The 26,165-nt window shown below is 63.9% G+C and carries 23 protein-coding genes and 1 tRNA gene; 12 read left to right on the top strand and 12 right to left on the bottom strand.

Annotated features, from left to right (window positions below):
- Position 1: 1 nt before the first annotated feature.
- Positions 2–637, bottom strand: coding sequence for a DUF1236 domain-containing protein (locus tag EXZ48_RS13860; protein WP_130516489.1), 636 nt, complete (start codon positions 635–637; stop codon positions 2–4).
- A 121-nt stretch (positions 638–758) separates the two neighbouring features.
- On the bottom strand, positions 759–1,565 hold the full coding sequence (locus tag EXZ48_RS13855; protein WP_130516488.1) for a phosphodiesterase: 807 nt from the start codon (positions 1,563–1,565) through the stop codon (positions 759–761).
- 154 nt (positions 1,566–1,719) lie between these two features.
- Here EXZ48_RS13855 and EXZ48_RS13850 point away from each other — a divergent pair, with 154 nt between their 5' ends.
- Entirely contained in the window at positions 1,720–2,754 is a 1,035-nt protein-coding gene (locus tag EXZ48_RS13850; protein ID WP_023516362.1) for a proline racemase family protein, read from the top strand.
- Between the two features lie 9 nt (positions 2,755–2,763).
- Here the strand turns inward: EXZ48_RS13850 and EXZ48_RS13845 are convergent, their stop codons facing one another.
- Entirely contained in the window at positions 2,764–3,792 is a 1,029-nt protein-coding gene (locus tag EXZ48_RS13845) for a tetratricopeptide repeat protein (RefSeq protein ID WP_165909350.1), read from the bottom strand.
- 272 nt (positions 3,793–4,064) lie between these two features.
- On the opposite strand from EXZ48_RS13845, the gene EXZ48_RS13840 reads away from it, so the two are divergent.
- A complete protein-coding gene (locus tag EXZ48_RS13840) occupies positions 4,065–4,703 on the top strand; it encodes a FecR domain-containing protein (RefSeq protein ID WP_245462049.1) in 639 nt (212 codons plus the stop codon).
- 92 nt (positions 4,704–4,795) lie between these two features.
- Here the strand turns inward: EXZ48_RS13840 and EXZ48_RS13835 are convergent, their stop codons facing one another.
- From EXZ48_RS13835 to EXZ48_RS13825, 3 genes are all read right to left on the bottom strand, one after another.
- Positions 4,796–6,637, bottom strand: a complete 1,842-nt coding sequence (locus EXZ48_RS13835; protein ID WP_371687657.1) for a CHASE2 domain-containing protein — start codon at positions 6,635–6,637, stop codon at positions 4,796–4,798.
- 23 nt (positions 6,638–6,660) lie between these two features.
- Positions 6,661–7,365, bottom strand: a complete 705-nt coding sequence (locus EXZ48_RS13830) for a Crp/Fnr family transcriptional regulator (RefSeq protein WP_023516358.1) — start codon at positions 7,363–7,365, stop codon at positions 6,661–6,663.
- Between the two features lie 135 nt (positions 7,366–7,500).
- Positions 7,501–7,689, bottom strand: a complete 189-nt coding sequence (locus tag EXZ48_RS13825; protein ID WP_023516357.1) for a hypothetical protein — start codon at positions 7,687–7,689, stop codon at positions 7,501–7,503.
- A 193-nt stretch (positions 7,690–7,882) separates the two neighbouring features.
- Between EXZ48_RS13825 and EXZ48_RS13820 the strand changes: the two genes are divergently transcribed.
- From EXZ48_RS13820 to EXZ48_RS13805, 4 genes are all read left to right on the top strand, one after another.
- Entirely contained in the window at positions 7,883–8,326 is a 444-nt protein-coding gene (locus EXZ48_RS13820; RefSeq protein WP_024270215.1) for a DoxX family protein, read from the top strand.
- Between the two features lie 147 nt (positions 8,327–8,473).
- Complete coding sequence (locus EXZ48_RS13815) at positions 8,474–9,172, top strand: orotate phosphoribosyltransferase (protein ID WP_130516482.1); 699 nt, start codon at positions 8,474–8,476, stop codon at positions 9,170–9,172.
- A gap of 63 nt (positions 9,173–9,235) precedes the next feature.
- Positions 9,236–10,165 (top strand): carbohydrate kinase, encoded by a 930-nt coding sequence (locus tag EXZ48_RS13810; protein ID WP_130516480.1) that lies wholly within the window; start codon positions 9,236–9,238, stop codon positions 10,163–10,165.
- Between the two features lie 40 nt (positions 10,166–10,205).
- A complete protein-coding gene (locus tag EXZ48_RS13805) occupies positions 10,206–11,291 on the top strand; it encodes a glycosyltransferase family 1 protein (RefSeq protein ID WP_130516478.1) in 1,086 nt (361 codons plus the stop codon).
- Here EXZ48_RS13805 and pgi read toward each other — a convergent pair.
- Together pgi and EXZ48_RS13795 are read right to left on the bottom strand one after the other, a co-directional pair.
- On the bottom strand, positions 11,288–12,913 hold the full coding sequence (gene pgi, locus EXZ48_RS13800) for a glucose-6-phosphate isomerase (protein WP_130516475.1): 1,626 nt from the start codon (positions 12,911–12,913) through the stop codon (positions 11,288–11,290). The two genes, EXZ48_RS13805 and pgi, sit on opposite strands and share 4 nt — an antisense overlap.
- Before the next feature lie 114 nt (positions 12,914–13,027).
- Entirely contained in the window at positions 13,028–14,728 is a 1,701-nt protein-coding gene (locus tag EXZ48_RS13795) for a long-chain-fatty-acid--CoA ligase (RefSeq protein WP_130516473.1), read from the bottom strand.
- Positions 14,729–15,101: 373 nt separating this feature from the next.
- Here EXZ48_RS13795 and EXZ48_RS13790 point away from each other — a divergent pair, with 373 nt between their 5' ends.
- The 3 genes from EXZ48_RS13790 (at position 15,102) to EXZ48_RS13780 (ending at position 17,930) form a co-directional block, all read left to right on the top strand.
- Positions 15,102–16,220 carry an AI-2E family transporter gene (locus EXZ48_RS13790; RefSeq protein ID WP_245462081.1) on the top strand — a complete coding sequence of 373 codons (1,119 nt, stop codon included), beginning with the start codon at positions 15,102–15,104 and terminating at the stop codon, positions 16,218–16,220.
- Positions 16,221–16,382: 162 nt separating this feature from the next.
- Positions 16,383–16,619 (top strand): DUF4189 domain-containing protein, encoded by a 237-nt coding sequence (locus tag EXZ48_RS13785; RefSeq protein WP_023512275.1) that lies wholly within the window; start codon positions 16,383–16,385, stop codon positions 16,617–16,619.
- 132 nt (positions 16,620–16,751) lie between these two features.
- A complete protein-coding gene (locus EXZ48_RS13780) occupies positions 16,752–17,930 on the top strand; it encodes a DUF3095 domain-containing protein (RefSeq protein ID WP_130516469.1) in 1,179 nt (392 codons plus the stop codon).
- A gap of 102 nt (positions 17,931–18,032) precedes the next feature.
- On the opposite strand, the gene EXZ48_RS13775 is transcribed toward EXZ48_RS13780, so the two are convergent.
- From EXZ48_RS13775 to EXZ48_RS13765, 3 genes are all read right to left on the bottom strand, one after another.
- A complete protein-coding gene (locus EXZ48_RS13775; RefSeq protein WP_130516468.1) occupies positions 18,033–19,637 on the bottom strand; it encodes a putative Ig domain-containing protein in 1,605 nt (534 codons plus the stop codon).
- 265 nt (positions 19,638–19,902) lie between these two features.
- Positions 19,903–19,978: transfer RNA gene (locus tag EXZ48_RS13770), tRNA-Thr, on the bottom strand.
- 116 nt (positions 19,979–20,094) lie between these two features.
- A complete protein-coding gene (locus EXZ48_RS13765; protein ID WP_130516466.1) occupies positions 20,095–21,066 on the bottom strand; it encodes a nitronate monooxygenase family protein in 972 nt (323 codons plus the stop codon).
- Between the two features lie 367 nt (positions 21,067–21,433).
- Here EXZ48_RS13765 and EXZ48_RS13760 point away from each other — a divergent pair, with 367 nt between their 5' ends.
- Positions 21,434–22,594 carry a biotin transporter BioY gene (locus EXZ48_RS13760; RefSeq protein WP_130516464.1) on the top strand — a complete coding sequence of 387 codons (1,161 nt, stop codon included), beginning with the start codon at positions 21,434–21,436 and terminating at the stop codon, positions 22,592–22,594.
- 12 nt (positions 22,595–22,606) lie between these two features.
- Here the strand turns inward: EXZ48_RS13760 and ppk2 are convergent, their stop codons facing one another.
- On the bottom strand, positions 22,607–23,488 hold the full coding sequence (gene ppk2 / locus EXZ48_RS13755; protein WP_023512174.1) for a polyphosphate kinase 2: 882 nt from the start codon (positions 23,486–23,488) through the stop codon (positions 22,607–22,609).
- 144 nt (positions 23,489–23,632) lie between these two features.
- Between ppk2 and phoR the strand changes: the two genes are divergently transcribed.
- Both phoR and EXZ48_RS13745 read left to right on the top strand, forming a co-directional pair.
- Positions 23,633–24,928 (top strand): phosphate regulon sensor histidine kinase PhoR, encoded by a 1,296-nt coding sequence (phoR, locus tag EXZ48_RS13750; protein ID WP_130516462.1) that lies wholly within the window; start codon positions 23,633–23,635, stop codon positions 24,926–24,928.
- Between the two features lie 186 nt (positions 24,929–25,114).
- Positions 25,115–26,149: a substrate-binding domain-containing protein gene (locus EXZ48_RS13745; protein ID WP_023512172.1), complete on the top strand. Its 1,035-nt coding sequence runs from the start codon at positions 25,115–25,117 to the stop codon at positions 26,147–26,149.
- Positions 26,150–26,165: the final 16 nt, after the last annotated feature.

The raw sequence follows: 26,165 nt of genomic DNA, 5'->3' as shown, positions 1-26,165 counted from the left end.
GTCAGCGGACCCAGATGACCTCACGGGTATTGCGATCGACCAGAACCGGGCGCTGATCGATATAGATGTACCCGTAGCTCGGGCTCTCAGGCACCTCGACGATCTCAACCGTATCCGGGATGAGCGCACCGGCCTCCACCGGGCCTTCCAGCACGACGGGCTCCAGCGGATGGCGCTCGACATAGGTGATCGCCGCTTCCGGAATGTCGGCGGAGATGCTGGCTGTCGTTTCGACCTCCGGTGCATAGATCACCTGGCGGCTACCGGTGCGCACGATCACCGGGCGATTGTCGATATAGACATAGGCAAGGTCCGGGTGCTCGGGGATCGGCGTCAGCGTGACGGTGTCGTCAAAACGCGTGTCCGACGTCACCTGACCTTCCAGAATGACGGGCGGTGTCGGGTTTTCCAGCACGTAGACACGGGCATCGTCCGGCACGGCAGCCTCCGCGCCGATGGCAACGCCAACGGCACCGCCGACAATGGCGCCAACCGGGCCGCCGACGACGGCGCCGGCGGCCGCGCCCGCTGCGCCGCCAGCCGCACCGCCGAGGACTTCCTTGTCGCCGTCATCTGCATGGGCCGCGGTGGCGCCGATGAGCGCCAGTGCGGCGCCGGCCATCAGAAACTTACGCATGTCATTCTCCTTCGAATGTGGTTTTCCCACCCCTTCGGCAGAGACAACGTCACTTTCTGTCTTCGGTTCCGTGCAGGACACGGTGGCGCATCACGATGTGTAACGCGCGTTAATCTCTCCCTCAGGCAATTTCCGAATCGCGCCGTGCGATTTCGTAGTCCTCGTTGTGTACCTGCAGGCCATCTTCCGTGACGACGACGATGCCATAGGCCGCGGGCTCGTCGACCGAGAGCGACGCGTTCGGCGCGTCAAAGGGCATCGGCTGCTGGTGCACGGGGCTCTTGAGGATCGAAAAAGGAATGCCGCGGTGCGAGCCACCGATCGTACGGTGCACGTGGCCGGCGAAGATGTGGCGCACATTGCCGTGTTTCAGCACGATTTCGTAGAAGGCGTCCTCGTTGGAAAGCCGGATTGCGTCCATCCCGGTAAAGCCGGTCTTGTGCGGCGGATGGTGCATGAAGAGGAGGACGGGACGCCCGCCGGCATCAGAAAGCGTATTGTCGAGCCAGGTCAGGCGCGTTTCGCAGAGATAGCCGGCATGGCTGCGCGGATAATCGTAGGGTGGGGCGAAAAGTGTATCGAGCAACACCACGCGGCAATCGTCGAAATCGATCACCTGCTGCACAAAGCCATTCTCGTCCGGCTTTACATAGGAGAAGGTTTCGAGAAAGCGCTCGCGATAATCGTGGTTGCCGATGGTGATGGCGGCCGGCGGCACGAGCAGTGACAGGAGATCGCGCAGGCGCTCGTAGGATTGCGTGTCCGCGCGGTGCGTCAGATCGCCGGTGAAGATAACCCGGTCGGCATCGGCATGGTAGCGGTTGACGTGTTCGATGCCGGCGAGCAGGCGCTTGTAGGGATCGAGGCCGATAATGGTCGATCCCTCGGGCACCATATGCAGGTCGGTAAAGACGATGAGCTTGGTCATGAAGAGGTCTCGCAGCAGGGATGATATCCGGCGATTGCCGGATGCCCTTTCGTAGCGTGTGAACCTGTCGCGTGAAAAGCTGTTGGAATGCACGGCAATCTGATATATCAGGGAGTAAAAAGGGCCGAGCCTGGCCGAGACGGAGCAGACCGACATGAGATGGAAGCGCACGATCCAGTTGCTGGATGTTCATTGCGAAGGCGAAATCGGCAAGGTGGCGATCGGCGGCGTGCCGAAAATCCCCGGCAACACGATCGCCGAGCAGCTGAACCACATCAACACGGTTGACGACAGCCTGCGTCGTTTCCTCTGCCTGGAACCGCGCGCGGCGGCGACCGGCTCGGTAAACCTTCTGGTTCCCGCCAAGCGTCCGGAGGCAGATGCCGGCTTCATCATCCTCCAGGCCGACCAGGCGCATGCCTCCTCGGGCTCCAACTCGATCTGTGTCACCACGGCGCTTCTGGAATCCGGCATTGTCGAGATGAAGGAGCCGGAGACGGTGGTGGTGCTCGATACGGCCGCCGGTCTCGTCAAGGCCACGGCGACTTGCCGCGACGGGCGCTGCGAGAAGGTCAAGCTCACCATGGTGCCGTCCTTCGTCGAGGCGCTGGACGTGGAGATCGACACGCCGCACTGGGGCCGCGTACGCTTCGACATCTCCTATGGCGGCATTTTCTATGCGCTGGTCGATGTCGACCAGATCGGCACCAAGATCGAGAAGGGCAATGCCCGCGCACTGGTCGATGCCGGCATGGCGCTGAAGGATCTGATCAACAAATCGATGACGGTCGTGCATCCCGAGATCCCCGAGATCAACGGCGTCGCCTATGTCATGTTCCGCGATCGTGATCCCGATGGCCTGGTGCGCACCGCGACAACCATGTGGCCCGGCCGTGTCGATCGCTCGCCTTGCGGCACGGGCAATTCCGCCAATCTTGCGGTCCTGCATGCCCGCGGTCTCGCCAAGGTCGGCGATACGTTCCGCTCGCGCTCGATCATCGGCTCCGAGTTCGAGGTGGGGCTGGCGGCAGAAACCGTCGTTGCCGGCCGCACGGCGATCATCCCCACCATCACCGGCCGCGGCTGGACCTTCGGCCTGCACCAGATCGCGCTCGATCCGACCGATCCGCTCGCCAACGGTTTCGCCATGACGGACACCTGGGGCCCGCAGGCCGGCGAGATCGTCTGACCTCGCCGTTTACTTCGCGGCGTAGTGCTTCTCGATGGCGCCGAGGGTGATCGGGTCGATCTCGGCATTCTCGGCGCCGGCGATCAGCTTGCGCTCGGCGAGCACCTGCTTGATGGCGAGGCGGGCGTCGGCGCTGAGCTGCTCCGGTGTATCGCGCAGGATGACCTCCAGATCGACGTCACGCATCTCGAAGGCCGCGACGAGGCTGTTCACCGCCTGCTCGACATTCTTGACGATGCCCTTGCCGCTTTGCTGCATCAGGCCGAATTTCAAGTTGCCGTAGCTGTCGCCAAGGTCGGCGGCCTGCTTGAAATAGCCGGCGGCGGATGCAAGATCCTGCGAAACGCCTTCGCCGGATTCCAGCATCAGGCCGAGATTGATCATGGCGTCGACGACGCCCTTTTCGGCGGCGAGGCGATAGAAGGCAGCGGCGCGTGCGTTGTCTTCGGCAATCAGGCTGCCGTCGTCGAAGAGCACGCCGAGATTGAAGGCGGCGGTCTCGTCGCCATTTGCCGCCGCCTTGTCGAACCAGCGCGCGGCTTCCTCGCCGTTGATGTCGGTGCCGATGCCGTCGCGATAGGCGACGCCGAGATTGTAGGCGCCGAGCATGTCGCCCATTTCGGCGGCCTTCTTGTAATGATTGAACTCGGCAACGGGATCGCCGCGCTTGCCGAGCATCGCGCCGTAATTGACCATCGCCACGGTATGGCCGAGCGCGGTGGCCTCGGCATAGAGCTTCATGGCGTCGAGATCCTGGCCGGCGCGCTCCAGCGCGCGGCCGAGCTGGAAGGCCATGCGAGCGCCGCCGCCGGCATTATAGGCTTCGCGGCAGGCCGACAGCGCCGTGCCGATCCGGATGTCCTCACGGGCAACCGACGCGAAGGCCGTGTTGCGCGTCATATCGTACTGGCTGCCGGCCGCCGCGTCGCATTGAGCTTCGATCGTGCTGGCCGACGCGCCGCCGGCGACGCCGGAGAGAAGGACCGCGAAGAAAAGGGCGCGGCCAGCCGTCTTCATTCCATTGGATCGCATGAACATGATCCGTCTCCCTTCGTTGATGACCGCACCATAGAGGTCTGGCAAACCAAGGCTGTTTCCGCGGGAACAGAAAGCTGGAAGAGAGCGGAGCATAAGAATTGCAGGCGAGGTACATCCACCGCGCCCGCAAAATTCCGGTAGGACACCTTGCGGATTTGCCTTGGAAACTGCGTATAGAGAAGAGGGAGAGCATTTTCGCAGCCGGAAGGCGCAGCGGATGCTCAGGTTCAATTCCATGCCGCCGGGTTCGGCTGCGCGTGAAAGGCACGTCAATGGAAGCGCTCAAGGTTTTTCGTCCGGTCCGTCTCAGCCGCCGGCTCTTCATGGCCGGGGGCGCGCTCGCGCTGACGGGCATCGGTATCCGCGCTACCCAGGCGAACGCCGTGATCGGCAAGGCGGTGGAGATCACCGGCGAGGTCAACCGCAAGCAGGCAAACCTGCTGGAGGGTCTGAAGGCTGGCGCGAGCCTGATGGATCATGATTTCGTGACGACCGGCAAGAAGAGCTTTGCCGCGCTGGAGCTCGGCGAGGATACCAATCTTCTGCTCGGCAGCGAGACGGAGCTCCTGATCGACACCTTTATCGCCGGGCAGGGCGGCACGATCGAGCTCGGCACGGGGCAGATGATTTTCGACCGGCCGGAGGGCCTCGCCAAGATCGACCTTACCGTGCGCACCGCCTTCGGGATGATCGGCGTGCGCGGCACGAAGTTTTTCGCCGGCCCCAGCCGCGGTCCCTTCGCCGTGTTCGTCGAACATGGGCTCGTCGAGGTCTCCGGCGGCGGCGTCACCAAGGAGGTCGGCCCCGGCCAGGGCGTTGAGATCGCTGCGCCGGGCGCAGCTCCCGGCGAGGTCACGCAATGGGGCGAGGCCCGCATCCGCGAGGCCTATGCGAGCGCCGGCGTCCGTTGATCGGGTATCGGGGAATGAGAGGGCTGCCGCACCTTCCCTTCTCCCCGAGAGGAGACGGGGACAAGCGGCAACGGCATGCCATCCCTTCTGCGCTAATCCAATGTAAACAGCGCCATCGTGCCGAAGCCGCGGATCTCGTGTTCGCCGATGGCACGTAGCGTGCGGTTGGTTTCCCCGGCCGCGCGCGGGCCGACGCAGATCTGCGTTCCCAGGAACTTGTTGGCGTCCTGAAGCCGCGCGGCAAGGTTCACCGCATCGCCATGGGCGGTATAGTCGAGCTTGCCGCCTGCGCCGACCTCGCCCAGCACAGCCATGCCCGTCTCGACACCGATGCGCGTGCGCCCGAACTCCCGTTCGATAAAGAGGGGGCGGCGGCGCATCTCTTCGGTCAGGGCGCGGATCTCGTCGGCGCAGGCGAGCGCCTTGTCGACGTGCCGGTCAAGATCATCGGGTGCGTTGAAGAGCGCGTGCACCGCGTCGCCCACCACCTTGTCCACCATGCCGCCATGCTGCGCGACGAGCGCGTTCACCTCGGAAAAATAGATGTCGAGCAGTTTGACGAGGTCGTGCGGGCCGATTTTTTGCGCCAGCGTTGAAAACCCTTCGATATCGGTGAAGAGTGCCGTCACCTGTCGTTCCTCGCCGGCAACGCGGCCGAGGTCGGGATTGTCGATGTAGCGCGCCACGACGGATTGCGGCAGGTATTGCGCAAAGCGCTGCCGTGCCGTTGCTTCGGCGCGGCGCACATGGGCAAATTGCAGAAGGCCGGTGACCAGCGCCGCAGTAGCGATGACAAGCGCAACCCCGATCGCATCGGAGAGCAGCGCCGTGCGGGCATAAAGCAGAACCGAGGCCGTGAAGACGAGGCCGACCAGCGCGACACCGGCAAGAGCGGCGAAGAGCGGGCGGAGCCGTGCCGCCGCGAAGGCTGCCGCCGCACCGGCGAGGAAGGCGACGCCCGCCTCGAACGGCAGGAGCCCGAGATCGCGCGCCGGAATGTGGTCGGTGAGGATGGCGTTCGCGACATCCGCGTGGATCTGCACGGACGGCTCGAGCGGCATGGAGGCGCTGGTCCTCAGCCCCCCGAGATTGGGCAGGCTGCTGCCGATCAGGACGACCCTGCCGGCGATCTTTTCCGCCGGCACCGCGCCCGCCACGACATCGCCGGCGGAAAAGGTGCGCGCGCGGATCGCATCTGCATCGCTCGCCACGAAACGCAGGCTGCCGTCCTCGTCGAGCCGCAGGATACGGGCATCGTGCCGCAGCCAGACGGGATTGCCGCCGAGAACCGGCGTGCGCGCACCGGCCGCAAGCCGCGCTGCCTCCACGCCGAGTGCCGGATAGGCGGCATTGCCGACGATCGCGTAGGCCTGCACGCGACGCACCACAGCGTCCTCGTCGCCGACGAGGAAGGCCGCTGCCGCCGCTGACGACTTGTCCTGCAGGAAGGCGCAGGAGCTTTCCGTGCCGTCGATGAACCAGAGGTCGGGCACCGCGACAGGCCGTTGTAGCGCAAGCGCCGGCACGGGATGCGGCGCCCCGTCGGGCGTCTCGCCGATGAGGAAGCCGAGGATGGTCGGCGCCTTGGCGATTGCGCTGGCGAGCGCGGCATTTGCCGGTTCTTCCGGGGCGCAATCGGTGCTGAAGATGAAGTCGAAAGCGATGGCGGCGGGTTTGGCGGCGGCGAGGCGGTCGATGAGATCGGCCGTCTCGGTGCGCGTCCAGTCGCGGTTCGGCGCGGACTGAAACGCCTTTCGGTCGATGTCGACGACGACGATCCGGTCGCTCCCCTCAGGGGGCACGCCTTGCGTCAGCGCGTCGAAATAGAATTCACGCTGCCGCTCCAGCGCCGTCTCGCCGAGCGAAAACAGCGCCAGCGCTCCGGCAAGGCTCGCGATGAGGCCGGCGAGAAGGGGGCGGTATCGCTTGGCGATCATGATCGGCCGTTCCCGGCTGCTTAATCGTCATCCGGCTCGGCGATGTTTTGCAGCCGGCCGATATGGCAATGGATGATGCCGTCGTTGCGGCGGATGGCGCCGGCCTCCTGGAGCGCGAGGATCGAACGGTTGATCTTCGGCCGGCTGGCGCCGACGATGCTGGCGATCTCCGTCTGGCTCAGCGAAATCTGGAGATTTGCGCTTTCCGGCAGCTCCTCGCCATGGATGTTGCGCAGCGTCGCCAGGAAGAAACGTGCGACGCGGGCATCGAGATCGTAGAGCGCAATGGTCTCGAGCTGCTCCGTCGTCTCGCGCAGCTTGGTGCAGAGATAGTGGATGATCGCCTGCGCTGCCGTCGGGTTGCGCATCAGGATTTCCAGGAAATCCCGCTTGGAAATGACGTAGCCTTCCGTCGCGACGACGGCGGTGGCATCGGCCGAGCGTGGCTGGCCGTCGAGGATCGCCATTTCGCCGAGCACCGAGCCCGGTTCAAGCTGGCGCAGCGACAGTTCCTTGCCCTGCGGGGTGATCAGCGAAAGCTTGATGCGGCCGGTGACGAGCACGATGAGATAGGTGCCTTCATCGCCCCTCTGGAAGATCACCGTGCCGGCCGACCATTTGCGATAGGTGGCGATGCCGGCGATCTCGCCGAGCGTTTCCTTGCTGAACCCTTCGAAAATCGCAAAGGAACGCCAGAACGCGGCGCTTTTGTTGATCTCGTTCATATCCTGATGCCCCCGACCGCGCTGATGCAAAACGAAACGCGCCGCCTTGCCGAAATCTTCGCCCAGCCGCCGGACGCTTGCAACAGAAAAGAACGGAGAGTTCCGGGCAGGTCCTTGGGATTGCTGGGAGAGCGCCTACTGGCAGATACGGACGCGTTTGGTGATGGTCTTGCCATATGGGTTTTCCATGCGGATGCGCTTGGTGATGCAGGTCTGCTGATAGTGCCCGTAGTAGCCCTCACCATAGGACGTGCCGGCATGGCCGGGGGCGGTGAAAACGAAAGAGGCGGCGGCGATGGCGAGGGCGGCAAGATAGGGGCGCATGAAGGCTCCGGAAGGAGAGAGGCAGGATGTGACGCCCCCTTGTCGCATGGCGGGCGCCGCCTCTCTGTTTCGCCGGGAACAGGCACATCGTTCACAAAAAGAGAACGATCTGTAGTCTGATCGCCTGACTAGTTTGACGACCGAAAGCTGATATCTCTTTGCCAACGCAAACGCCAAGCCTCAGGAGCTTACCATGCAACAGAACGTCGTCGTCCTCGTCGGACGTATCCTTCTCGCCCTCATGTTCATCACGGCGGGCTATCCCAAGCTGATCGATCCCTCGGGCACCGCGGGCATGATCGCCGGCGCCGGCCTGCCGGCCGCGACCGCGCTCGCCTATCTCGCCGGCCTCTTCGAGCTTGTCGCCGGCCTCTTCATTCTTGTCGGTTTCCAGACTCGGATCTCTGCCTATCTTCTCGCCGCCTTCAGCGTGTTCACGGCACTCGTGTTCCACAGCGGCGCGATCAACGTTCCGGACTTTCCGGAAGGCGCAAACGGTCTTCTGACCCTCTTCAACGGCCTGATGATGTGGAAGAACATCACGATCGCCGGCGGCTTCCTCGTGCTCGCCGCCTTCGGCCCGGGCGCCTACTCGATCGACGCCCGCTCCGGCGCTGCCAGGACCGTCGCTGCTTAAGCGGAATACACCGATCCTCCAAAAGCCCTCTCCGGTTTCCGGGGAGGGTTTTTTGTTGCCGGGCTACGGGGAAAAATCCCGAACCGCTGGAAAGCGGAGGCTCTTGCTGCTATGCGCACGGGCGAACAGCCATGTGGGGAGATGCCGATGTTTTCCAATTCCTATCCGGACAAGAGCGTGATGGCGGAGCTGATGGCCCGCATGCTGTGGGAGATCAAGGCGGTGCATTTTCGGCCGGAAGAGCCCTACAAGCTCGCCTCCGGCATGGCCTCGCCGGTCTATATGGATTGCCGCAAACTGCTCTCCTATCCGCGCATCCGCTCCGCGATCATGGATTTTGCCGCCGCCACTCTGACGCGCGAGGTCGGCTTCGAGCGCATCGACGTGATTGCCGGGGGCGAGACGGCAGGCATTCCCTTCGCAGCGCTGCTTGCCGATCGCCTCGCTCTGCCGATGGTCTATGTGCGCAAGAAGCCGAAAGGCCATGGCCGCAATGCGCAGATCGAAGGCGTGATGCCGGAAGGCGCGCGCGTACTCGTCATCGAGGACCTGGTGACGGTCGGCGGCTCCATGTTTACCTTCATCGATGCGATCCGCGCCGCCGGCGGCGTGGTCGATCACGGCATGTCGCTGTTCTACTATGGCATCTTCAAGGAAGCCGAGGCCCGCTATGCCAATGGCGGCGTCAAGCTGCACCGCATCGCCACCTGGCAGGACGTGCTCGCCGTGGCGCGTGCGGAAAAGCTCTTTGACGATGCGACGCTCGGCTCCGTCGCCGCGTTCTTCGATGCACCGCTTGCCTGGTCCGCCGCCCATGGCGGCGTCGCGGAACTGCCGACGTCGTAAAAGCCTCTGGCGCTTTTCGCCTGGATCGTTTAAATCGATTGAAAATCTCTTGGGAGGACCGATATGATCCTGTGTTGTGGTGAAGCGCTGATCGACATGCTGCCGCGGACGACGACGCTGGGCGAGGACGCCTACGCGCCCTATGCCGGCGGGGCGATCTTCAACACGGCGATCGCGCTCGGCCGTCTCGGCGTGCCGACGGGCTTCTTCACCGGCCTTTCCGACGACATGATGGGCGACATCCTGCGCAAAACGCTGGCGGAAAGCGGCGTCGACTACAGCTATTGTGCAACGCTCTCCCGCCCGACGACGGTCGCCTTCGTCAAGCTTGTACATGGCCACGCCACCTATGCCTTCTACGACGAGGGCACCGCCGGCCGCATGATCACCGAGGCCGAACTGCCGGCGCTCGGAGATGATTGCGAGGCCCTGCATTTCGGCGCGATCAGCCTGATCCCGGAACCTTGCGGCTCGACCTACGAGGCACTTCTTGCGCGCGAGCACGAAAAACGCGTCATCTCGCTCGACCCGAACATCCGCCCCGGCTTCATCAAGGACAAGGCCGCCCATATGGGTCGCATCCGCCGCATGGCTGGCATGGCCGACATCGTGAAATTCTCCGACGAGGATCTTGCCTGGTTCGGGCTTGAAGGGGACGAAGATGCGCTTGCCTGCCACTGGCTGCACCACGGCGCAAAGCTCGTCGTCGTGACGCGTGGCGCGGAAGGCGCGGTCGGCTACACGGCGGACCACAAGGTCGTCGTGCCGAGCGAGCGCGTCACGGTGGTCGATACGGTCGGTGCGGGCGATACGTTCGATGCCGGCGTGCTGGCCTCGCTGAAGATGCAGAACCTCCTCACCAAGGATCAGGTGGCGAAGCTTTCCGAAGACCAGATCGCCAAGGTGCTGGCGCTCGGCGCGAAGGCGGCGGCTGTCACGGTGTCGCGCGCCGGGGCGAACCCGCCCTGGGCGAAGGAAATCGGGCTCGCCTGAGCCTTCATTCACCTGTCATCGCAGCATGGTCAAAGGGGCCATGCTCGACCATACCGCTCCAGATTCTCTCCCTCTTGCCCGCTCCGATGGACGGGCTCCGACCATCCTCGTCGTTACGGATGCCTGGCGGCCGCAATTGAACGGTGTGGTGCACACGCTCGAAGAGCTGGCCCGCTCGATGGCGGAAGAGGGCGTCGATGTCGTCTTCCTGACCCCGCAGGAATTCACGACGGTGCCGTTGCCGTCCTATCCGGAGATCCGGCTGGCGATCACCTCCAGGCGCCGCGTGCTCGCCGAGATGGAGAAGGTTGCGCCCGACTATATCCACATCGCCACCGAAGGGCCGCTCGGCATGGCGGCGCGTGCCGCCTGCCTCGAACGTCAGCTACCCTTCACCACGGCCTATCACACGCGTTTTCCCGAGTTCATCAGTGCACGCCTGCCCATTCCTGAAAGCGTCAGCTACTGGTGGCTGCGCCGCTTCCACAATGCCGGTGACGGCATGATGGTGGCGACCAAATCGCTCGCCGCGGAAATGGCCGCACGCGGCTTCGTGCGCATCAAGCGCTGGTCGCGCGGTGTGGATACGAAACTGTTCGATCCGGTCAAGCGCCGCGACCTCGGCCTGCCGCGGCCGATCTTCCTGAATGTCGGGCGGGTTGCGGTGGAGAAGAACCTGCCGGCCTTCCTCGGTCTCGACCTGCCGGGCAGCAAGGTCGTCGTCGGCGACGGGCCGGATCTCGCAACGCTGCGCCAGCGCTATCCGGATGTGCATTTCCTCGGCCGCAAGACCGGTGAGGACCTGGCATCGGTCTATGCCTCGGCCGACGTCTTCGTCTTCCCGAGTCGCACCGATACGTTCGGCAACGTCATGCTGGAGGCGCTGGCAAGCGGCGTTCCCGTCGCCGCCTTCCCGGTGACGGCGCCGCGCGACGTTCTGGGCGAGGGCGGCGCCCTGTCGGAAAATCTTCGCGAAGCCGCCCTCGCCGCCCTCGATGTCCCGAAGGACGCCGCGCGCGGCCGTGCCATGACCTACAGTTGGCGCGCCTGCGGTCGTGAATTTTTCAGCAATCTCACCCGCGTGCCGCGCGATGCATTCGCGGCACGCCGTCTCAGCCTTCGTTAGTTCGCCGCTTTTAGGAGCGCGGCGACGAGGCCAGCCGTCGACGAATCGTGGCCGGCAGCACTTTCCTTGCCCTCCACGACCGGCAGCAGCCCGGTCGCCAGTTCCTTGCCGAGCTCCACGCCCCACTGGTCGAAGGAATTGATGTTGAAGAGCGCGCCTTCGACGAAGACGCGGTGCTCGTAGAGCGCGATCAGGCGGCCGAGCGCGAAGGGCGTCAGGCTGTCATGGACCATCGTGATCGACGGCCGGTTGCCATCGAAGACACGGTGCGGCGCGATCCTGTCCGCCTTCGCCTCGTCCATGCCCTTGGAGGTGAGCTGCGCCTTGGCTTCCTCGAGCGTGCGGCCTTTCATCAGCGCTTCGGACTGCGCCAGGCAGTTGGCGATGAGGAGCTGGTGCTGGTGGCGCAGGTTCTTTTCATGGCCGTTGGCGGCGATCATGAATTCGGCCGGGATGATCGAGGTGCCCTGATGGATGAGCTGGTAGAAGGCGTGCTGGCCATTGGTGCCGGGTTCGCCCCAGACGACCGGACCGGTCTTGTACTTGACCGGTTCGCTGTCGAGGGTCACGGACTTTCCGTTCGATTCCATGTCGAGCTGCTGGAGATAGGCCGGGAAGCGCGACAGGCGCTGGTCGTAGGGCAGGATGGCGCGCGAGGGATAGTTCAGAACATTTCGGTTGTAGAAGCCGATGAGCCCGAGCAGCATCGGAATGTTCTCGCGGATCGGCGCCTCGCGGAAATGCGTGTCGATGACATGGGCACCGGCGAGGAATTCGGCAAAGTTCTCCTTGCCGATGGCGATCATCAGCGGCAGGCCGATGGCCGACCAGATCGAATAGCGCCCGCCGACCCAGTCCCAGAAGCCAAAGACGCGGTCGGCGCCGATGCCGAAGGCCGAGACCTTGTCGAGCGCCGTGGAGACCGCGCAGAAATGGTGGCCGACAGCGGCGTCGCCGAGCGCATCGGCGATGAATTTGCGGGCCGTCGCGGCATTGGTCATCGTCTCGATCGTCGTGAACGTCTTGGAGGCGACGATGAACAGCGTCGTTTCCGCGTCCAGAAGCTTCAGCGTATCGGCGATATGCGCGCCGTCGATGTTGGAAACGAAGTGCAGCCGCGGGCCGTCGTGGTAGGGCGCCAGCGCCAGCGTCGCCATGACGGGGCCGAGGTCCGAGCCGCCGATGCCGATATTGACGACGTCGGTGATCGTCTTGCCCGTCGCACCCTTCAGCGCGCCGGAACGGATGCCGTCGGCGAAAGCGCCCATGGCGTCGAGCACGGCGTTGATGTCCGGCATGACGTCCGTGCCGTCGATGAGGACGGGTGTGTTCGAACGGTTGCGCAGCGCGGTGTGCAGCACGGCGCGCTCTTCCGTGATGTTGATGATCTCACCGGAGAACATGGCGTCGCGCTTCTTTTCGACGCCGGCATCCTTCGCCAGCGCCTCCAGCGCGTCGAGCACGGCGTCGTTCACCGCGCATTTGGAATAGTCGAAGAGGAAGTCGCCGAGTGTGGTGCTGTAGCGCGAGAAGCGCTGCGGGTCGGCCGCGAAGGCGGCGCGGATGTCTGTGGCGTTGGTGTCGCGGACGATGGATTTCAGCTTTTCGACAAGCGCGTTCATCGGCGTGGTCCTTGGCTTTTGACGATGCCGCTAGCTAGTCGCTTTGTCCTATCCAAATCAAGACCGCAAAGGTCACTCTACCGAAAAAATTAAATCGGTTTAACTCTCGCTCGTTCAGCCCCGCAAATCCTTGCGCAATATCTTGCCAACATTGGATTTCGGCAGTTCGGTGCGGAACTCGATGAACTTCGGTCGCTTGTAATTGGTGAGGTTTGCCGCGCAATGGGCCTTCACGTCCGCCGCCGTCACTGCCGGGTCCCTCTTTACGACGAAGAGTTTCACCGCTTCGCCAGAGTGCTCGTCCGGCACGCCGATCGCTGCGCATTCGAGGATGCCCGGAAGCGACATTGCGACTTCCTCCACCTCGTTGGGGAAGACGTTGAAACCAGAGACGAGGATCATGTCCTTCTTGCGGTCGACGATCTTGGTGAAGCCTTCCGGCGTCATGAAGCCGATATCGCCGGAACGGAAGAAACCATCCGGCGTCATCACCTTGGCCGTCTCGTCCGGCCGCTGCCAGTAGCCGGCCATGACCTGCGGGCCGCGAATGCAGATTTCACCGACTTCTCCGAGGCCGAGTGTCCTGCCATCGTCGTCGCGGATCTCGATGTCGGTGGAGGGGAGGGGCAGGCCGATCGTTCCCGTGAATTCCGGCTTGTCGAAGCGGTTGGCGGTCGCGACAGGCGAGGTTTCCGAAAGGCCGTAACCCTCGGTGATCGCGCAGCCCGTCATCGCCTGCCAGCGTTCGGCGACCGGCCGTTGCACCGCCATGCCGCCGCCGAGCGTCAGCACCAGTTCGGAAAAGTCGGCCTTCGAAAAATCCGGATTGTTCATCAGCGCGTTGAACAGCGTATTGAGGCCCGGGAAAATGTGCACCCGGATATTGGCCAGCTCCTTGATGAAGGCCGGGATGTCGCGTGGATTGGCGATCAGCACGTTGTGGCCGCCGAGCGCGATGCCCATCAGCCCGTTCACCGTCAGCGCGAAGATGTGGTAGAGCGGCAGCGCGCAGATGAAGACGAGCTGGTCCGGCCGCTTCTTGATGCGGAAGGTCGGCTCGATCCACACTTTGATCTGCTCCATGTTGGAGAGCAGGTTGGAGTGGGTCAGCGTCGCCCCCTTGGAGACGCCAGTCGTGCCGCCGGTATATTGCAGGAAGGCGGTATCGTCAGGCCCGATGCTGACCGGTTTGATGCGGCCACGCGCACCTTCCGCCATCACCAGGGCAAAGGGGATATGTCCCGGCAGCGACCAGGCCGGCACCAGCTTCTTCACCCGGCGCACGACGAGGTTGACGATCAGTCCCTTCAGCCCGAGCATGTCGCCCATCGTGGTGACGACGACGTGTTTGACCGCCGTCCGCGCGACGACCTGTGCGACGGTGCTTGCGAAATTCTCCAGCACGAACAGCGCTTTGGCGCCGGCATCCTTGAGCTGGTGCTCGAGCTCGCGTGGCGTATAGAGCGGATTGACGTTCACCACCACGAGGCCGGCGCGCAGAATGCCGAAGATGATGACGGGATTTTGCAGGATGTTGGGCATCATCACCGCGACCCGGTCGCCTTTTTCCAGCCCTCGTGCCTGCAGCCAGACGGCGATCTTCGCCGAGGCCAGTTCGAAGTCCCGGAAGGTCAGTGTCTTGCCCATGCTGGTGAAGGCCGGGCGGTCGGCGTATTGCGCGCAGCAGCTTTCGACAAGCGCGCCGATGGAGGTGTGGCCGAGCGGCGCGATCTGCCCTGCCATGCCCTCCGGATAGGAGGCCAGCCAGAACCGGCCGGAGGGCTCAGTGGAAGGGGCTTCGATCGTGGCGGTCATGCATGCTCCTCCTCGTTGCGCGCGGGGCGTCATCCGTCCCGTCGGCGCGAACGGTCCTCCAACCATTCGTAGGGACAAGATGATGCTTTTGAAAGGCGCCATCAAGAGACATCGCTATATTACATTGACGTAAACGTCAATAAATGCAGGCGCTTCCCGCTGTGCTCGCCACGATTCTGCTGTGCCTGCGGCGTCTCAGCGCGCCTTCGCCGAAAAAACCGCGTATATGTTTAACATTCTTGGGCTACACATTATCTAGGTTGCCCGGCCCCAAGCGTGGGCCTCATGGGAGTAGACGCGTTTGCTGCATCAGGAACATCGCAGAAGTGAGCCTCGGTTTCTCGGCGCGGCGCGCCCGAGCAGCGTCGCGCTCATATCGCCCATCTCGGCGGCGCGCTGGCTCCTCGTGCTCATCGTCTTCGCCGGCATCTATTTCTTCCACGGCTTTGTGGTGCCGGTGCTCGCAGCCCTCGTCATCGCCTTTGCAAGCTGGCCGCTCTATTCGCGCCTGCTCGCCCAGGTGAACGGCAACCGCACGCTCGCCGCTTCCATCGCCATCCTCCTGATCCTCGCCTTCATCGTCGGGCCGATCATGTTCGCTGCGACTTACGCTTTCCACGAGGTTCGCGAGTGGATCGGCTGGGCCGTCGAGACGAACAGCACCGGCGCGCCGACGCCGGACTGGATTCGCGCGCTGCCGGTCGTCGGCGGCTGGCTCGACATGCAGTGGACGCGTTTCCTCGATCATCCCGGCGCGATCGGCGAACTGACGCAGATCGTCAGCGGCGCCAATATCGGCAATATCTACCGGGTGGCACTTGCCGCCGGCGGCAAAGCCTTCGGCCTGCTGCTCGCCATGCTCTTCATGCTGATCGCACTCTTCTTCATCTACCGCGATGGCCAGTCCTTCGCCGGCCAGGTGGACCGGCTCGGCGAGCGCATCCTGCCGATGCGCTGGGAGCGCATATCCCGCATCGTGCCGGCGACGATCAGCTCCACCGTGACAGGAATGACGCTGATCGCCATCGGTGAGGGCATCGTGCTCGGCATCGCCTATTGGGTTGCCGGCGTGCCTTCGGCGGTCACGCTCGGCGTCCTCACCGGCATCATGGCGCTCTTTCCCGGCGGCGCACCGCTCTCCTTCACGCTGGTCTCGGTCTATCTCGTCTCCAGCGGCTCGCCCGTCGCGGGTCTTGCGCTCTTCGTCTGGGGATCGGTCGAACTCTTCATCGTCGACAAGACGCTGCGTCCTCGCCTTGTCGGCGGCCCGATCAAGCTGCCGTTCCTGCCCACCTTCTTCGGCCTCATCGGCGGGGTGAAGACCATGGGCTTCCTCGGCCTCTTCATCGGCCCGGTCCTCATGGCTCTCCTCGTCGCCATCTGGCGCGAGTGGATTCGCGAGGTCGACGCGACGGAGCCGTCCTCCGCGATCATCCTCGACCCCCATGCGGAGGTGCCGCCACGGTCCGACCCGGAGCGCAATGTCGGCTGATGCGGGCAAGGAGCCCTGCACGCCAACGCCGCCAGATCCGTTTTGGGATTAAAAAAAGCCGGACTGAAATGACGGGACGCTTGCCGTGTATTCGCTTGCAAGTTTCCCCGCCGCCGCCATAGTCTTCCTCCGCGCATATCGCGCAACTTGGGGGACTTCCACATGACATCCATGAAGCGGACAGGGCTTGCGGCCCTGGTCCTTGCGACGGCTCTTGCCGTATCCCACAGCTCGGCACTTGCCTGGGGCTGCATTGCCGTATCCGAAGAGGGGACCTACGGCTACAGCTACGACTACGACAACGAGGGCGCCGCGCGCGAACGGGCCTTGAACGAATGCGCGAACCGCACGACGGAGGAATCCGTCTGCGAAATCACCGAATGCAACGAGAGCGACTGAAGGTCTGCATCGGGGTGCAGTTCTGCAGTTCCGCCTTTCTTCCGCCCGCAAACCCATCGTGCCGATGGGTTTGCGGATGCGGTCAAAGCCCGGGCCGTCGTCTGCCGTGCGGGAATATGCTAGCCTCGCCACATGAACAAACCTTCCAGCGAAACGTTCTTCAATACGCTTCCCGTCTTCGTCGATTTCGCCGGCGTGGCGGATGGCAGGAACTATCGGCCGTTGCCATCCGACTGGGCGCTTGCGACGGCCGATATCGTCGATTCCACCGGTGCCATCGAGGCGGGGCGCTACAAGGCGGTCAACATGGCCGGCGCCAGCGTCATCTCGGCCATTCTCAATGCGGTGGGCAGCAATGACCTCCCGTTCGTCTTCGGCGGAGACGGCGCGGTCGTCGCCGTTCCGCTTTCGGGCGTGGAGAAGGCCCGCAGCGCCCTCTCGGCGGTGCAGAGCTGGGTCGGCGAAGAACTGCAGCTGACGCTGCGCGCTGCGCTCGTTCCCGTTGCCGATATCGCGGCGGCGGGTGTCGAAGCCCGCGTCGCCCGTTTCCAGGTCACGCCCGACCTCTCCTATGCGATGTTTGCCGGTGGCGGATCGAGCTGGGCCGAGGCCCGCATGAGGGAGGGCCTTTATGCCGTTCCCCCGGCCTCGCCTGGCGCCCGTCCGGACCTCGCGGGGCTCTCCTGCCGCTGGAATCCGATCCGCTCCCGGCACGGTTCCATCGTCTCGATCATCGCCGTTCCCGTCGGCTCGGCCAGTGTGCCGGCCTTTCAGGCGATGGTGCTCGACATCGTCGCGCTCGCATCCGGTGAGGAAAGGGAGGGCCATCCCGTGCCGCCGGAGGGCCCGGAGATCGGCCTGTCGGCGGTGGGCCTGTCGGTGGAGACGAAAACCGCGCCGAAGGATCGGCGCATCCGGCACCGGCTTTTCATCCTCGGGCAATATTTTCTCACGGTCGGCCTGTTTCGCCTTGGCCTGACGCTCGGCCGCTTCGACCCGAAAATCTACAAGCAGGACATTGCCCGCAACGCTGATTTCCGCAAGTTCGACGACGGCCTCAAGATGACCATCGACGTTGATCCGGACCGGCTTCGCCAGATCGAAACGCGGCTGGAGCAAGCCGCAGATGCCGGCATCTGCCGGTTCGGCCTGCATCGCCAGGATTCCGCGCTGATGACCTGTTTCGTGCCGACGGCGATGCGGCGCGACCATATGCATTTCATCGACGGCGCGGCCGGCGGTTATGCCATGGCCGCCAGCCGCCTGAAGAAGCAGGGAAACGGCACGACGCTGACGCAGGCCGAGATGTGAGCGCACGATGCCGGCGCAGCGTCGCCGACTCCGTCTGCAACGCCGGCCGGCCCCGGAAAGGCCAGCAACCCCTTCCCGGAGCCAGCCGGCCCCCCGCCGCGATCAAAGGAGGAAATCGGCCTTGGTGAAGTCGATGGCGCTGTCGATACGGATCGAGAAATCCGCCTTTCCATCGCCGTTCACGTCGCCATAGACATAGGTGCCGCCATCCTTCCTCTCGTAGCGCAGTTCTCCAGCCGTCTTGCTGAACGTATCCGCGCCGATGAAGCTGAAGGCCTGGTTGCCGCCGGCTGTCGTGCTGGCGTCGATGCCCTTCAGGTCGATCCTGTCGCCTTCCTTGCGGCTGAAATCGAAGATCGTGTCACGGCCGGCTGCGGCGACGGTGCTGTCCTTGAGGGACGCGAAGATGAACATGTCGGCCCCACCGCCGCCGTGGAGCTTGTCGGCCCCGGCCCCGCCGCTCAGCCTGTCGCTGCCCGCGCCGCCGTACAGTGCGTCCCTGCCGCTTCCGCCGGAAAGCGCATCGCTGCCGGCCCCGCCATAGAGGCGGTCGTCCCCGCTGCCGCCATGGGCCTTGTCACCGCCGTCGCCGGCATAGACCGCGTCCTTGCCCGTGCCACCATAGAGCGCATCGCCCCCATTGCCACCGGCCAGCACGTCGTTGCCGCTGCCGCCGAAAAGCGCATCGTCGCCATCGTTGCCAAGGAGCTTGTCGTCGCCCGCGCCGCCGGAGAGCGTATTGCTTGCGGCATTGCCGGTGATCGTGTTGGCAAGCTCGTTGCCGGTTCCGTCGATCGATGCCGTGCCGGTGAGCTTCAGGTTCTCGACATGGGCGCCGAGCGTGGAATCGACGGAGGCCTTGACGAGATCCGTGCCTTCCCCGCTCTTTTCCTCCACATAGTCATCGGCATTGTCGGCGATGTAGATATCGTCGCCGATGCCGCCACGCATGTCGTCGGCGCCAGCCTTCCCATCGAGAATATCGTCGCCGCCGTAGCCGTAGAGCGCGTCTTTCTGGCTGCCGCCGACAAGCGTGTCATCGTCGGAGGTTCCCTTGATCGTCTTGGCCGGCGGGGTCTCCTTCTCGACGGTGAGGGTGAAGCTGGAAACAGCGGTCTCGCCCTCCATATCCGTTGCCGTCACGCGAATGCCGATCGCGCCGATATTGGTGTAGCCAGGCGTGCCGGAAAACGTGCGGGTCGCCGCATTGAAGACCAGCCAGGACGGCAGCGGGTCGCCGTTTGCGAGCGTCGCGGTGATGGTGATCTTGTCCATGGCATTGGGATCGACAAACGTGTTCGCCGCATAGGTGAATTTGAACGGCCGGGCTTCCGTCGCCGTTTGGGCGGCTATGGTCTGCACTATGGGCGCTTCATTGATCCAGAACGCCCGCTGGTGGATCTCGGCGCTGCTGGTGTTCTGCTGAGAGGCCACCCATGTGACGACCCAGCCGCCGTCCGCCAATGCCGAAATCTGGGCGTGGTCCTGTTCGCCGACGGTTTCCGTGTTGACGCGGCTTTCAGCGCCGCGTGTCGTGCCATCGGCATTGTAAGCCTGCTGGTAGATGCCTGAAAGGGAACCGTCCTGCCTATCGGACCTCCAGGTGACAACCCAGCCGCCATCTGACAGCGCGACCGCCTGCTGGCAATCCTGCGTTCTAAAAGTGTAGGTGTTGACCTGCGTTTCCGCGCCGCTTGAAATGATCATAGCGTGTCCCTCTCGGCTCGCCCGGACCTGATGCGTCTGTCCTGGCGGCAGAGGTTACGAGGGCACGCTGAAGGCGTCTCCGTCCATTTTGGTCTGGCGCGGGCGGATCGGCCCTTCACTTGCAGCGGGCTATGGCACGCAGATGCCGGGTGATGCCCCGAGAGGAGGCTGCTCGCGGCGCAATGCAGATGAACGGCCTTCCGACCGCAGAGCGTCGATTAATACGTGCCCGTGTTATGACGGAAAGATCGGGGGGAGAAGGAAGTGGTGCCGCTTACGTGACTCGAACACGTGACCCCGTCATTACGAATGACGTGCTCTACCAACTGAGCTAAAGCGGCCTTGCCGGGTCCCGAAGCGTGTCGGGACCGGAATGGGTGCGCTGATAACCGCAATGGGAAGAGATTTCAAGCGGGGAGTTTCAACTTCCGCATTTTTCCCGTGCGATACAGCAAAATCAGGGGGCTGAGGCCGCAAGGATGCGGTTTTTGGCGGTGCGGTACTCGTGTTCCAGCCGCGTGACGAGATCCTCGACGGGGGCGACCGCCTTGACGGCGCTGATTCCCTGGCCGCAGCCCCAGATGTCCTTCCAGGCCTTTGCGCCCGTCGTTGCCTTGTCGAAATCCATCTTGGAGGGGTCGGCTTCAGGCAGATGGTCGGGGTCGAGACCTGCCGCGATGATCGAAGGTTTCAGGTAGTTGCCGTGGATGCCGGTGAAATAGTTGGAATAGACGATGTCGGCTGCGGCGCTGTCGACGATCATCTGCTTGTAGGCTTCACTGGCGCGGGCCTCGCTCGTCGCGATGAAGGGCGAACCGATATAGGCCATGTCGGCGCCGATCGCTTCGGCCGCGAGGATCGCGCCACCCGTCGCGATCGCGCCGGACAGCAGGAGAGGGCCGTCGAACCATTCGCGGATTTCCTGGACCAGGGCGAAGGGCGAGAGCGTGCCGGCATGGCCGCCGGCGCCGGCGGCAACCGCGATGAGCCCGTCCGCACCTTTTCGGATCGCCGATTGGGCATGGCGGTTGTTGATGACGTCGTGCAGCACGATGCCGCCATAGGAATGGATCGCTGCATTCACCTCCGGCACGGCGCCGAGCGAGGAAATGACGACAGGCACCTTGTATTTGACGCACATGGCAAGGTCATGCTCGAGCCGCGTGTTGGAGCGATGGACGATCTGGTTGACGGCAAAGGGGGCGGCGGGGCGATCGGGGTTCTTCGCGTCGTGCGCGGCAAGGCCTTCCGTGATCTCTGCAAGCCACTCGTCGAGCTGGGATTCCGGGCGGGCATTCAAGGCCGGAAAGGCGCCGATGACACCGGCCTTGCATTGTGCGAGGGTCAGCGCGGGATGCGAGACGATGAAGAGCGGTGCGCCGACGACGGGCAGGCGCAGCTTGTCCTTGAGAATCGCGGGCAGGGCCATGAGGGATGTCCTGTATTTTTGACGTTTACGGAAACGTCAAAACCATAGCAGCGGGATGGTGTTCTGAAAAGGGGCGATGGCTGCCTCCCTGCCGGCGGCGACACACATGTGCGGACGGGTGCTGGAATCCCCCGGAAAGAAAAAGGGGGCGGGGTCTCCGGCCGGGACGGCGGAAAGGTCCGGCTCGGCGGAGTGCGTGGCGTCCCGCCATCGCTTTTCCCCGGTGAAGGGCGGGCAGTTTCCGCGGGAAGGCTTGCGCAAATTCCCGGCAAACGTTACGCAAAAGCTAACGAAAGCCGGAAAGTAGGGCTCTTTCCACAGGTGTATCTTCGCCGCGTGTTGGGCGGTTCCCGCAGAAGGGTCGGATGTGAGCGGACTGGAAACGGCAATCAGAAACGCGCTGGCGCGCTCCGAACGCGCCAATGCCGAGGTTCGGGCGCGCATCTACCAGTCGGCGCGCAATGCGCTTGAGGCGGGCCTGCGCAAGCAGGAGATCAGTGATCCCGAGACGATCACCGCTCAGCGCCACCGGCTGGAAGCGACCATTCACCAGATCGAGGCGGAAGAACGCGCCGGGCTCGCCGCCATTCCCAATCATGACGTTCGCGTGGATCCGGTCGTCGAGACGCGGCCGGAGCCGGTGATGCGCGTCGAACGTGAGATAAGGCCTGAGCCGGTGCTCGATACCGGGCCGCGTGTCGAGACGGAACGGCGCGTGGAGGCCGAACGGCCCGCGACCAGCGATATCGGTGCCATCCGGCCGGAACGTGCGGATGGCTTTGGCAAGGGCGGCAAGGCGGCGAGCGCCGGCGACGTTGCGGCTGCGGCGGAAGCCACGGACTTCAAGCCTGAACGCGCTGCCAAGCCGCGCAAGCGCCGCGGTCGGCTGTTCTCCTTCCTGCTGGTGGTCGCCACACTGATTGCCGCCTTCGGCGCCCTGGCCTGGTGGGTGCAGACGAGCGGTCTGCTCGAGGAGTTGCAGAACGGCGCGGACAATTCCACGCCGCCGGCGACGGTCTCGGGCGAGGATTTTGCCGGGGAGGACCCGATCAAGAAGGCGCTCGACACCCAAAGCCGCTTTACCGCCGACTGGCGCGCGGTCTTCGCGCCGGCCGAGACGAAAAAGCTTTCGGCGGGGCCGGCCGGCCGTTTCGAGGCGGTGAGCACGAGCGAAGGTCCGGCGGTGCGCGTCACGTCCACCAATCCCGAGCGTGACGGCGCGGTCGAGATCGCGGTATCACCGGATGTTCTCGGTGAAATGGGCGGCAAGACATCGACGATCGCCATGACGCTGCAGGCGGTCGGTGACAAGCCGGTCCAGGTGACCGTCGAATGCGACTTCGGCACGATGGGGGGCTGCGGGCGCCACCGTTTCACGGTGTCGGAGCGCACCGACGTCCTGTTTCAGGTGGAGTTCGAAGGCTCGCTCTCGCCAAGCGAGCCAGGCCAGCTGCTGCTCAACAGCGACATTACCGGCGGGGATGCGAGCGTGAACCTCTATGCCGTCCGCATCCTGCCGGGCGAATGAGCCGGCTGCTGTCTATTTGACGAAGCCCGGCCCCGCGCCGACGATCTTCTTGTCGATCTCGCCGATCGCCTTCTCGTCCTTGCCCTCGTAATCGAGCGTCGTGAGGATGTGGCGGATGAGGTTGAGGCGAGCGCGGCGCTTGTCGTTGCCGCGCACCACCGTCCAGGGTGCCTGGTCCGTATGGGTTTCCTTCAGCATGCGGTCGCGCTTTTCGGTGTAGTCATCCCACTTGTTGAGCGCGGCGATGTCCATCGGCGAGAGCTTCCAGACCTTGAGCGGATCGTGCCGGCGGTCGTGGAAGCGCTTCAGCTGCATTTCTCGGCCGATATTGAGCCAGAACTTGAAGAGCTGGATATCGTCGGAGACGATCATCTTCTCGAAGCGCGGTGTCGCCTTGAGGAATTTTTCGTACTGCTCCGGCGTGCAGAAGCCCATGACCGGCTCGACGCCGGCGCGGTTGTACCAGGAGCGGTCGAACAGCACGAACTCGCCCGCCGTCGGGAAGGTCGCGACATAGCGCTGGAAATACCATTGGCCACGCTCGGTTTCGGTCGGCTTGGTCAGCGCGACGATGCGGGCCGAACGCGGGTTCATGTTGGACATGGTGGCATGGATCGCGCCGCCCTTGCCCGCCGCGTCGCGTCCCTCGAAGACCGCCATGATGCGTTTGCCGGTCTTCTGCTGCCAGAACTGTACCTTGACCAGCTCGATCTGGAGCTGTTCGAGTGTTTCCTCGTATTCGTCGTCGTCGAGCTTCTTTTCGTAAGGGTAGTCGTCGGAGCCGAAGGCCTTTTTGTCGATCCAGTCAGGAAGGTTCGGGTCGTCGATATCGAAGATCCGCTTCTTGCCGTCGATATCCAGTTCCACGGCCCGGCTTTCGGCATTTTCCGCCATCGTCCACTCCTTCAAATCGAGGTGCGGCGCATGCCGCGTCGCAGAAGGTGGTCACAACCGGATTGCGAATTCAAGCGCACCGTGAAAAACATGTCATGAAGCCGCGCTATCCATGGAGAATCGATGGAGGCTGCGGAGGATAGGATGCTTGCGAGGGAATGGGTGGCGGTGACGGATCAGCGGACGGGTCTCGGCTGGCTGGCGGCGCAACTGTGGGGCGAACGGGTGCTGATCGCCTCGGCCGTCTTCGTCGGCTTCATGATGTGGCTTGCGGGCCTGCATCTCGGCTGGGTGTCCTTCGCCGTCCTCCTGCTCGTCATCGCCGGCCTGCTGCGCACGGAGCGGCGCATGGTGGAGACCGGTGGCCGGACCATGGCGGCCTCCACGGTACCGGTGCCGGAGGTTCAGGTCGTCGTACCGCCCGCGGACGATCTTTCCGCCATCGCAGCGGTCCTTGGCGCGCTCGATGCGCCCGCCCTGCTGCTTTCGGGTCGGGAGACAGTCAAGCTGCAGAACCGTGCGGCCGAGGCGATCTTCGGCGCCATTCCGCTGGGTAGCGACCTCGCCGGCCGCATCCGCGCCCCCGGTATTCTCGACATGGTGCGTGACGCGATCGCCAGCGGCCAGCCGCGCGAGACCGAGCACGCCGAGCGCCTGCCGTCGGAGACTGTCTATGTCGTGCGCATTGCGCCGCTTGCCGAACGGATGAACGAACCCCTCTGGCTGCTGACCTTTCGGGATGTCTCGCAGGCGCGTCGCATCGATCGCATGCGTTCCGATTTCGTCGCCAATGCCAGCCACGAGTTGCGCACGCCGCTCGCCTCGCTGCGCGGCTTCATCGAGACCCTGCAGGGGCCGGCCAAGAACGACGTGAAGGCGCATGAACGCTTCCTCGGCATCATGCACGAACAGGCGACGCGCATGAGCCGCCTTGTCGACGATCTGCTGTCGCTCTCCCGCCTTGAACTGCGCTCGAACCTGACGCCGGACCAGACCGTCGATCTCGTGCCGCTGCTCGGCCATGTGCGCGACAGCCTGCAGCCGCTCGCCTCCGACCTCGGCGTTGAGGTCGTGCTGGACCTGCCCAAACATCCCGTCACCGTGCCGGGTGAGCGCGACGAGCTGGTCGAGGTTTTTGAAAACCTCATCGAGAATGCCTGCAAGTACGGCCAGGAAGGCAAGCGGGTCGACGTGGTTCTGTCCGGTGGCGGCGATGTCCCGGTCGAGCTCTCTGTCACCGATTTCGGCCCCGGCATCCCCCCGGAACACGTGCCGCGCATCACCGAACGTTTCTACCGGGTCAACGTGGAAGCGAGCCGGTCCAAGAAGGGCACAGGCCTCGGTCTGGCCATCGTCAAGCACATCCTCACCCGCCACCGGGCACGTCTCGTGGTGAAGTCCGAGGTGGGCAAGGGCACGGTCTTTACCGTCAAGTTCTGACACAAAGGGCGACGCTTTCGTCGTATCGATAAAAATAGACAAGCAATTTCAATTGCTTGATTTGTCACAAATGTTTCGTCAAACTGACATAAAAGAGAGGGCGAACGGGGGCTAGAGAAGAGCCGCCGGTCAACGGCAGAGAGCGCAGAACAGCGCACCACACATGTCCTCTTCGGGAGAACCCAGATGAAATCTCTTAAGCTCACTGTTGCGGCGCTTGTTGCCTCCGCCGCATTCGCAGGCGTTGCCGTTGCGCGCGACCAGGTCCAGATCGCCGGCTCCTCCACCGTTCTTCCCTATGCCAAGATTGTCGCCGAGACGTTCGGCGAGACCTTCCCCGACTTCAAGACCCCGATCGTCGAATCCGGCGGCTCCTCGGGCGGTCTGAAGGAATTCTGCAAGGGCGTCGGCCCGAACACCATCGACATCGCCAACTCCTCGCGCCCGATCAAGGACAGCGAAGTTGAGGCCTGCAAGGCGGCCGGCGTGACCGAGATCCAGGAAGTCAAGATCGGCTATGACGGCATCGTCTTCGCCACCGACAGCGGCAATGCCGACCTGAAGCTCGAGCCGAAGGATCTCTACCAGGCGCTCGCCGCCGAAGTCGTCGTCGACGGCAAGCTTGTTGCCAACCCCTACAAGAAGTGGTCGGAAGTCAACAAGGACCTGCCGGACGCCGAAATCGCCGCCTACATCCCGGGCGAAAAGCACGGCACCCGCGAAGTCTTCGAAGAGAAGATCCTCGCCAAGGGCTGCAAGGACTCGGGCGCCCAGGACGTCATCAAGGCTGCCGTTGCCGATGAAAAGGAACAGCATTCCAAGTGCGTCGCCGTTCGCAAGGACGGTCTGGCTGTCGACATCGACGGCGACTACACGGAAACGCTCGCCCGTATCGCCGCCAACAAGTCCGGTATCGGCGTGTTCGGCCTGTCCTTCTACGAAAACAACGCCGACAAGCTGAAGGTTGCCACCGTCAGCGGCATCGTTCCGTCGACCGAGACGATCGCTTCCGGCGAATACCCGGTTTCCCGTCCGTTGTTCTTCTACGTCAAGAAGGCGCATCTCGGCGTCATCCCGGGCCTGAAGGAATATGTCGAGTTCTTCACGAGCGACGACATGATCGGCCCGGACTCCCCGCTGGCTGAATACGGCCTCGTCGCCGCTCCGGATGCCGAGCGCGAAGAAATCCGCAAGGCCTTCGTCGACGGCAAGATCATGTAATTGGCTTCGGCCGGCG

Origin of the sequence: Shinella sp. JR1-6 (assembly GCF_004284735.1) — a bacterium.
GTDB lineage: Bacteria > Pseudomonadota > Alphaproteobacteria > Rhizobiales > Rhizobiaceae > Shinella.
Note: the sequence above shows the minus strand (reverse complement) of the source record. Positions and strands in the feature narration are given on the sequence as shown.

What these genes read in the sequence shown, in the direction of transcription:
- EXZ48_RS13850 (WP_023516362.1), top strand. Translation starts at nt 1,720, where the DNA reads ATGAGATGGAAGCGCACGATCCAGTTGCTGGATGTTCATTGCGAAGGC.
- EXZ48_RS13840 (WP_245462049.1), top strand. Translation starts at nt 4,065, where the DNA reads ATGGAAGCGCTCAAGGTTTTTCGTCCGGTCCGTCTCAGCCGCCGGCTC.
- EXZ48_RS13785 (WP_023512275.1), top strand. Translation starts at nt 16,383, where the DNA reads ATGACATCCATGAAGCGGACAGGGCTTGCGGCCCTGGTCCTTGCGACG.
- EXZ48_RS13830 (WP_023516358.1), bottom strand. Translation starts at nt 7,365, where the DNA reads ATGAACGAGATCAACAAAAGCGCCGCGTTCTGGCGTTCCTTTGCGATT.
- pgi (WP_130516475.1), bottom strand. Translation starts at nt 12,913, where the DNA reads ATGAACGCGCTTGTCGAAAAGCTGAAATCCATCGTCCGCGACACCAAC.
- EXZ48_RS13810 (WP_130516480.1), top strand. Translation starts at nt 9,236, where the DNA reads ATGATCCTGTGTTGTGGTGAAGCGCTGATCGACATGCTGCCGCGGACG.
- EXZ48_RS13805 (WP_130516478.1), top strand. Translation starts at nt 10,206, where the DNA reads ATGCTCGACCATACCGCTCCAGATTCTCTCCCTCTTGCCCGCTCCGAT.
- EXZ48_RS13860 (WP_130516489.1), bottom strand. Translation starts at nt 637, where the DNA reads ATGCGTAAGTTTCTGATGGCCGGCGCCGCACTGGCGCTCATCGGCGCC.
- EXZ48_RS13795 (WP_130516473.1), bottom strand. Translation starts at nt 14,728, where the DNA reads ATGACCGCCACGATCGAAGCCCCTTCCACTGAGCCCTCCGGCCGGTTC.
- ppk2 (WP_023512174.1), bottom strand. Translation starts at nt 23,488, where the DNA reads ATGGCGGAAAATGCCGAAAGCCGGGCCGTGGAACTGGATATCGACGGC.
- phoR (WP_130516462.1), top strand. Translation starts at nt 23,633, where the DNA reads ATGCTTGCGAGGGAATGGGTGGCGGTGACGGATCAGCGGACGGGTCTC.
- EXZ48_RS13765 (WP_130516466.1), bottom strand. Translation starts at nt 21,066, where the DNA reads ATGGCCCTGCCCGCGATTCTCAAGGACAAGCTGCGCCTGCCCGTCGTC.
- EXZ48_RS13825 (WP_023516357.1), bottom strand. Translation starts at nt 7,689, where the DNA reads ATGCGCCCCTATCTTGCCGCCCTCGCCATCGCCGCCGCCTCTTTCGTT.
- EXZ48_RS13745 (WP_023512172.1), top strand. Translation starts at nt 25,115, where the DNA reads ATGAAATCTCTTAAGCTCACTGTTGCGGCGCTTGTTGCCTCCGCCGCA.
- EXZ48_RS13780 (WP_130516469.1), top strand. Translation starts at nt 16,752, where the DNA reads ATGAACAAACCTTCCAGCGAAACGTTCTTCAATACGCTTCCCGTCTTC.
- EXZ48_RS13815 (WP_130516482.1), top strand. Translation starts at nt 8,474, where the DNA reads ATGTTTTCCAATTCCTATCCGGACAAGAGCGTGATGGCGGAGCTGATG.
- EXZ48_RS13845 (WP_165909350.1), bottom strand. Translation starts at nt 3,792, where the DNA reads ATGTTCATGCGATCCAATGGAATGAAGACGGCTGGCCGCGCCCTTTTC.
- EXZ48_RS13775 (WP_130516468.1), bottom strand. Translation starts at nt 19,637, where the DNA reads ATGATCATTTCAAGCGGCGCGGAAACGCAGGTCAACACCTACACTTTT.
- EXZ48_RS13855 (WP_130516488.1), bottom strand. Translation starts at nt 1,565, where the DNA reads ATGACCAAGCTCATCGTCTTTACCGACCTGCATATGGTGCCCGAGGGA.
- EXZ48_RS13820 (WP_024270215.1), top strand. Translation starts at nt 7,883, where the DNA reads ATGCAACAGAACGTCGTCGTCCTCGTCGGACGTATCCTTCTCGCCCTC.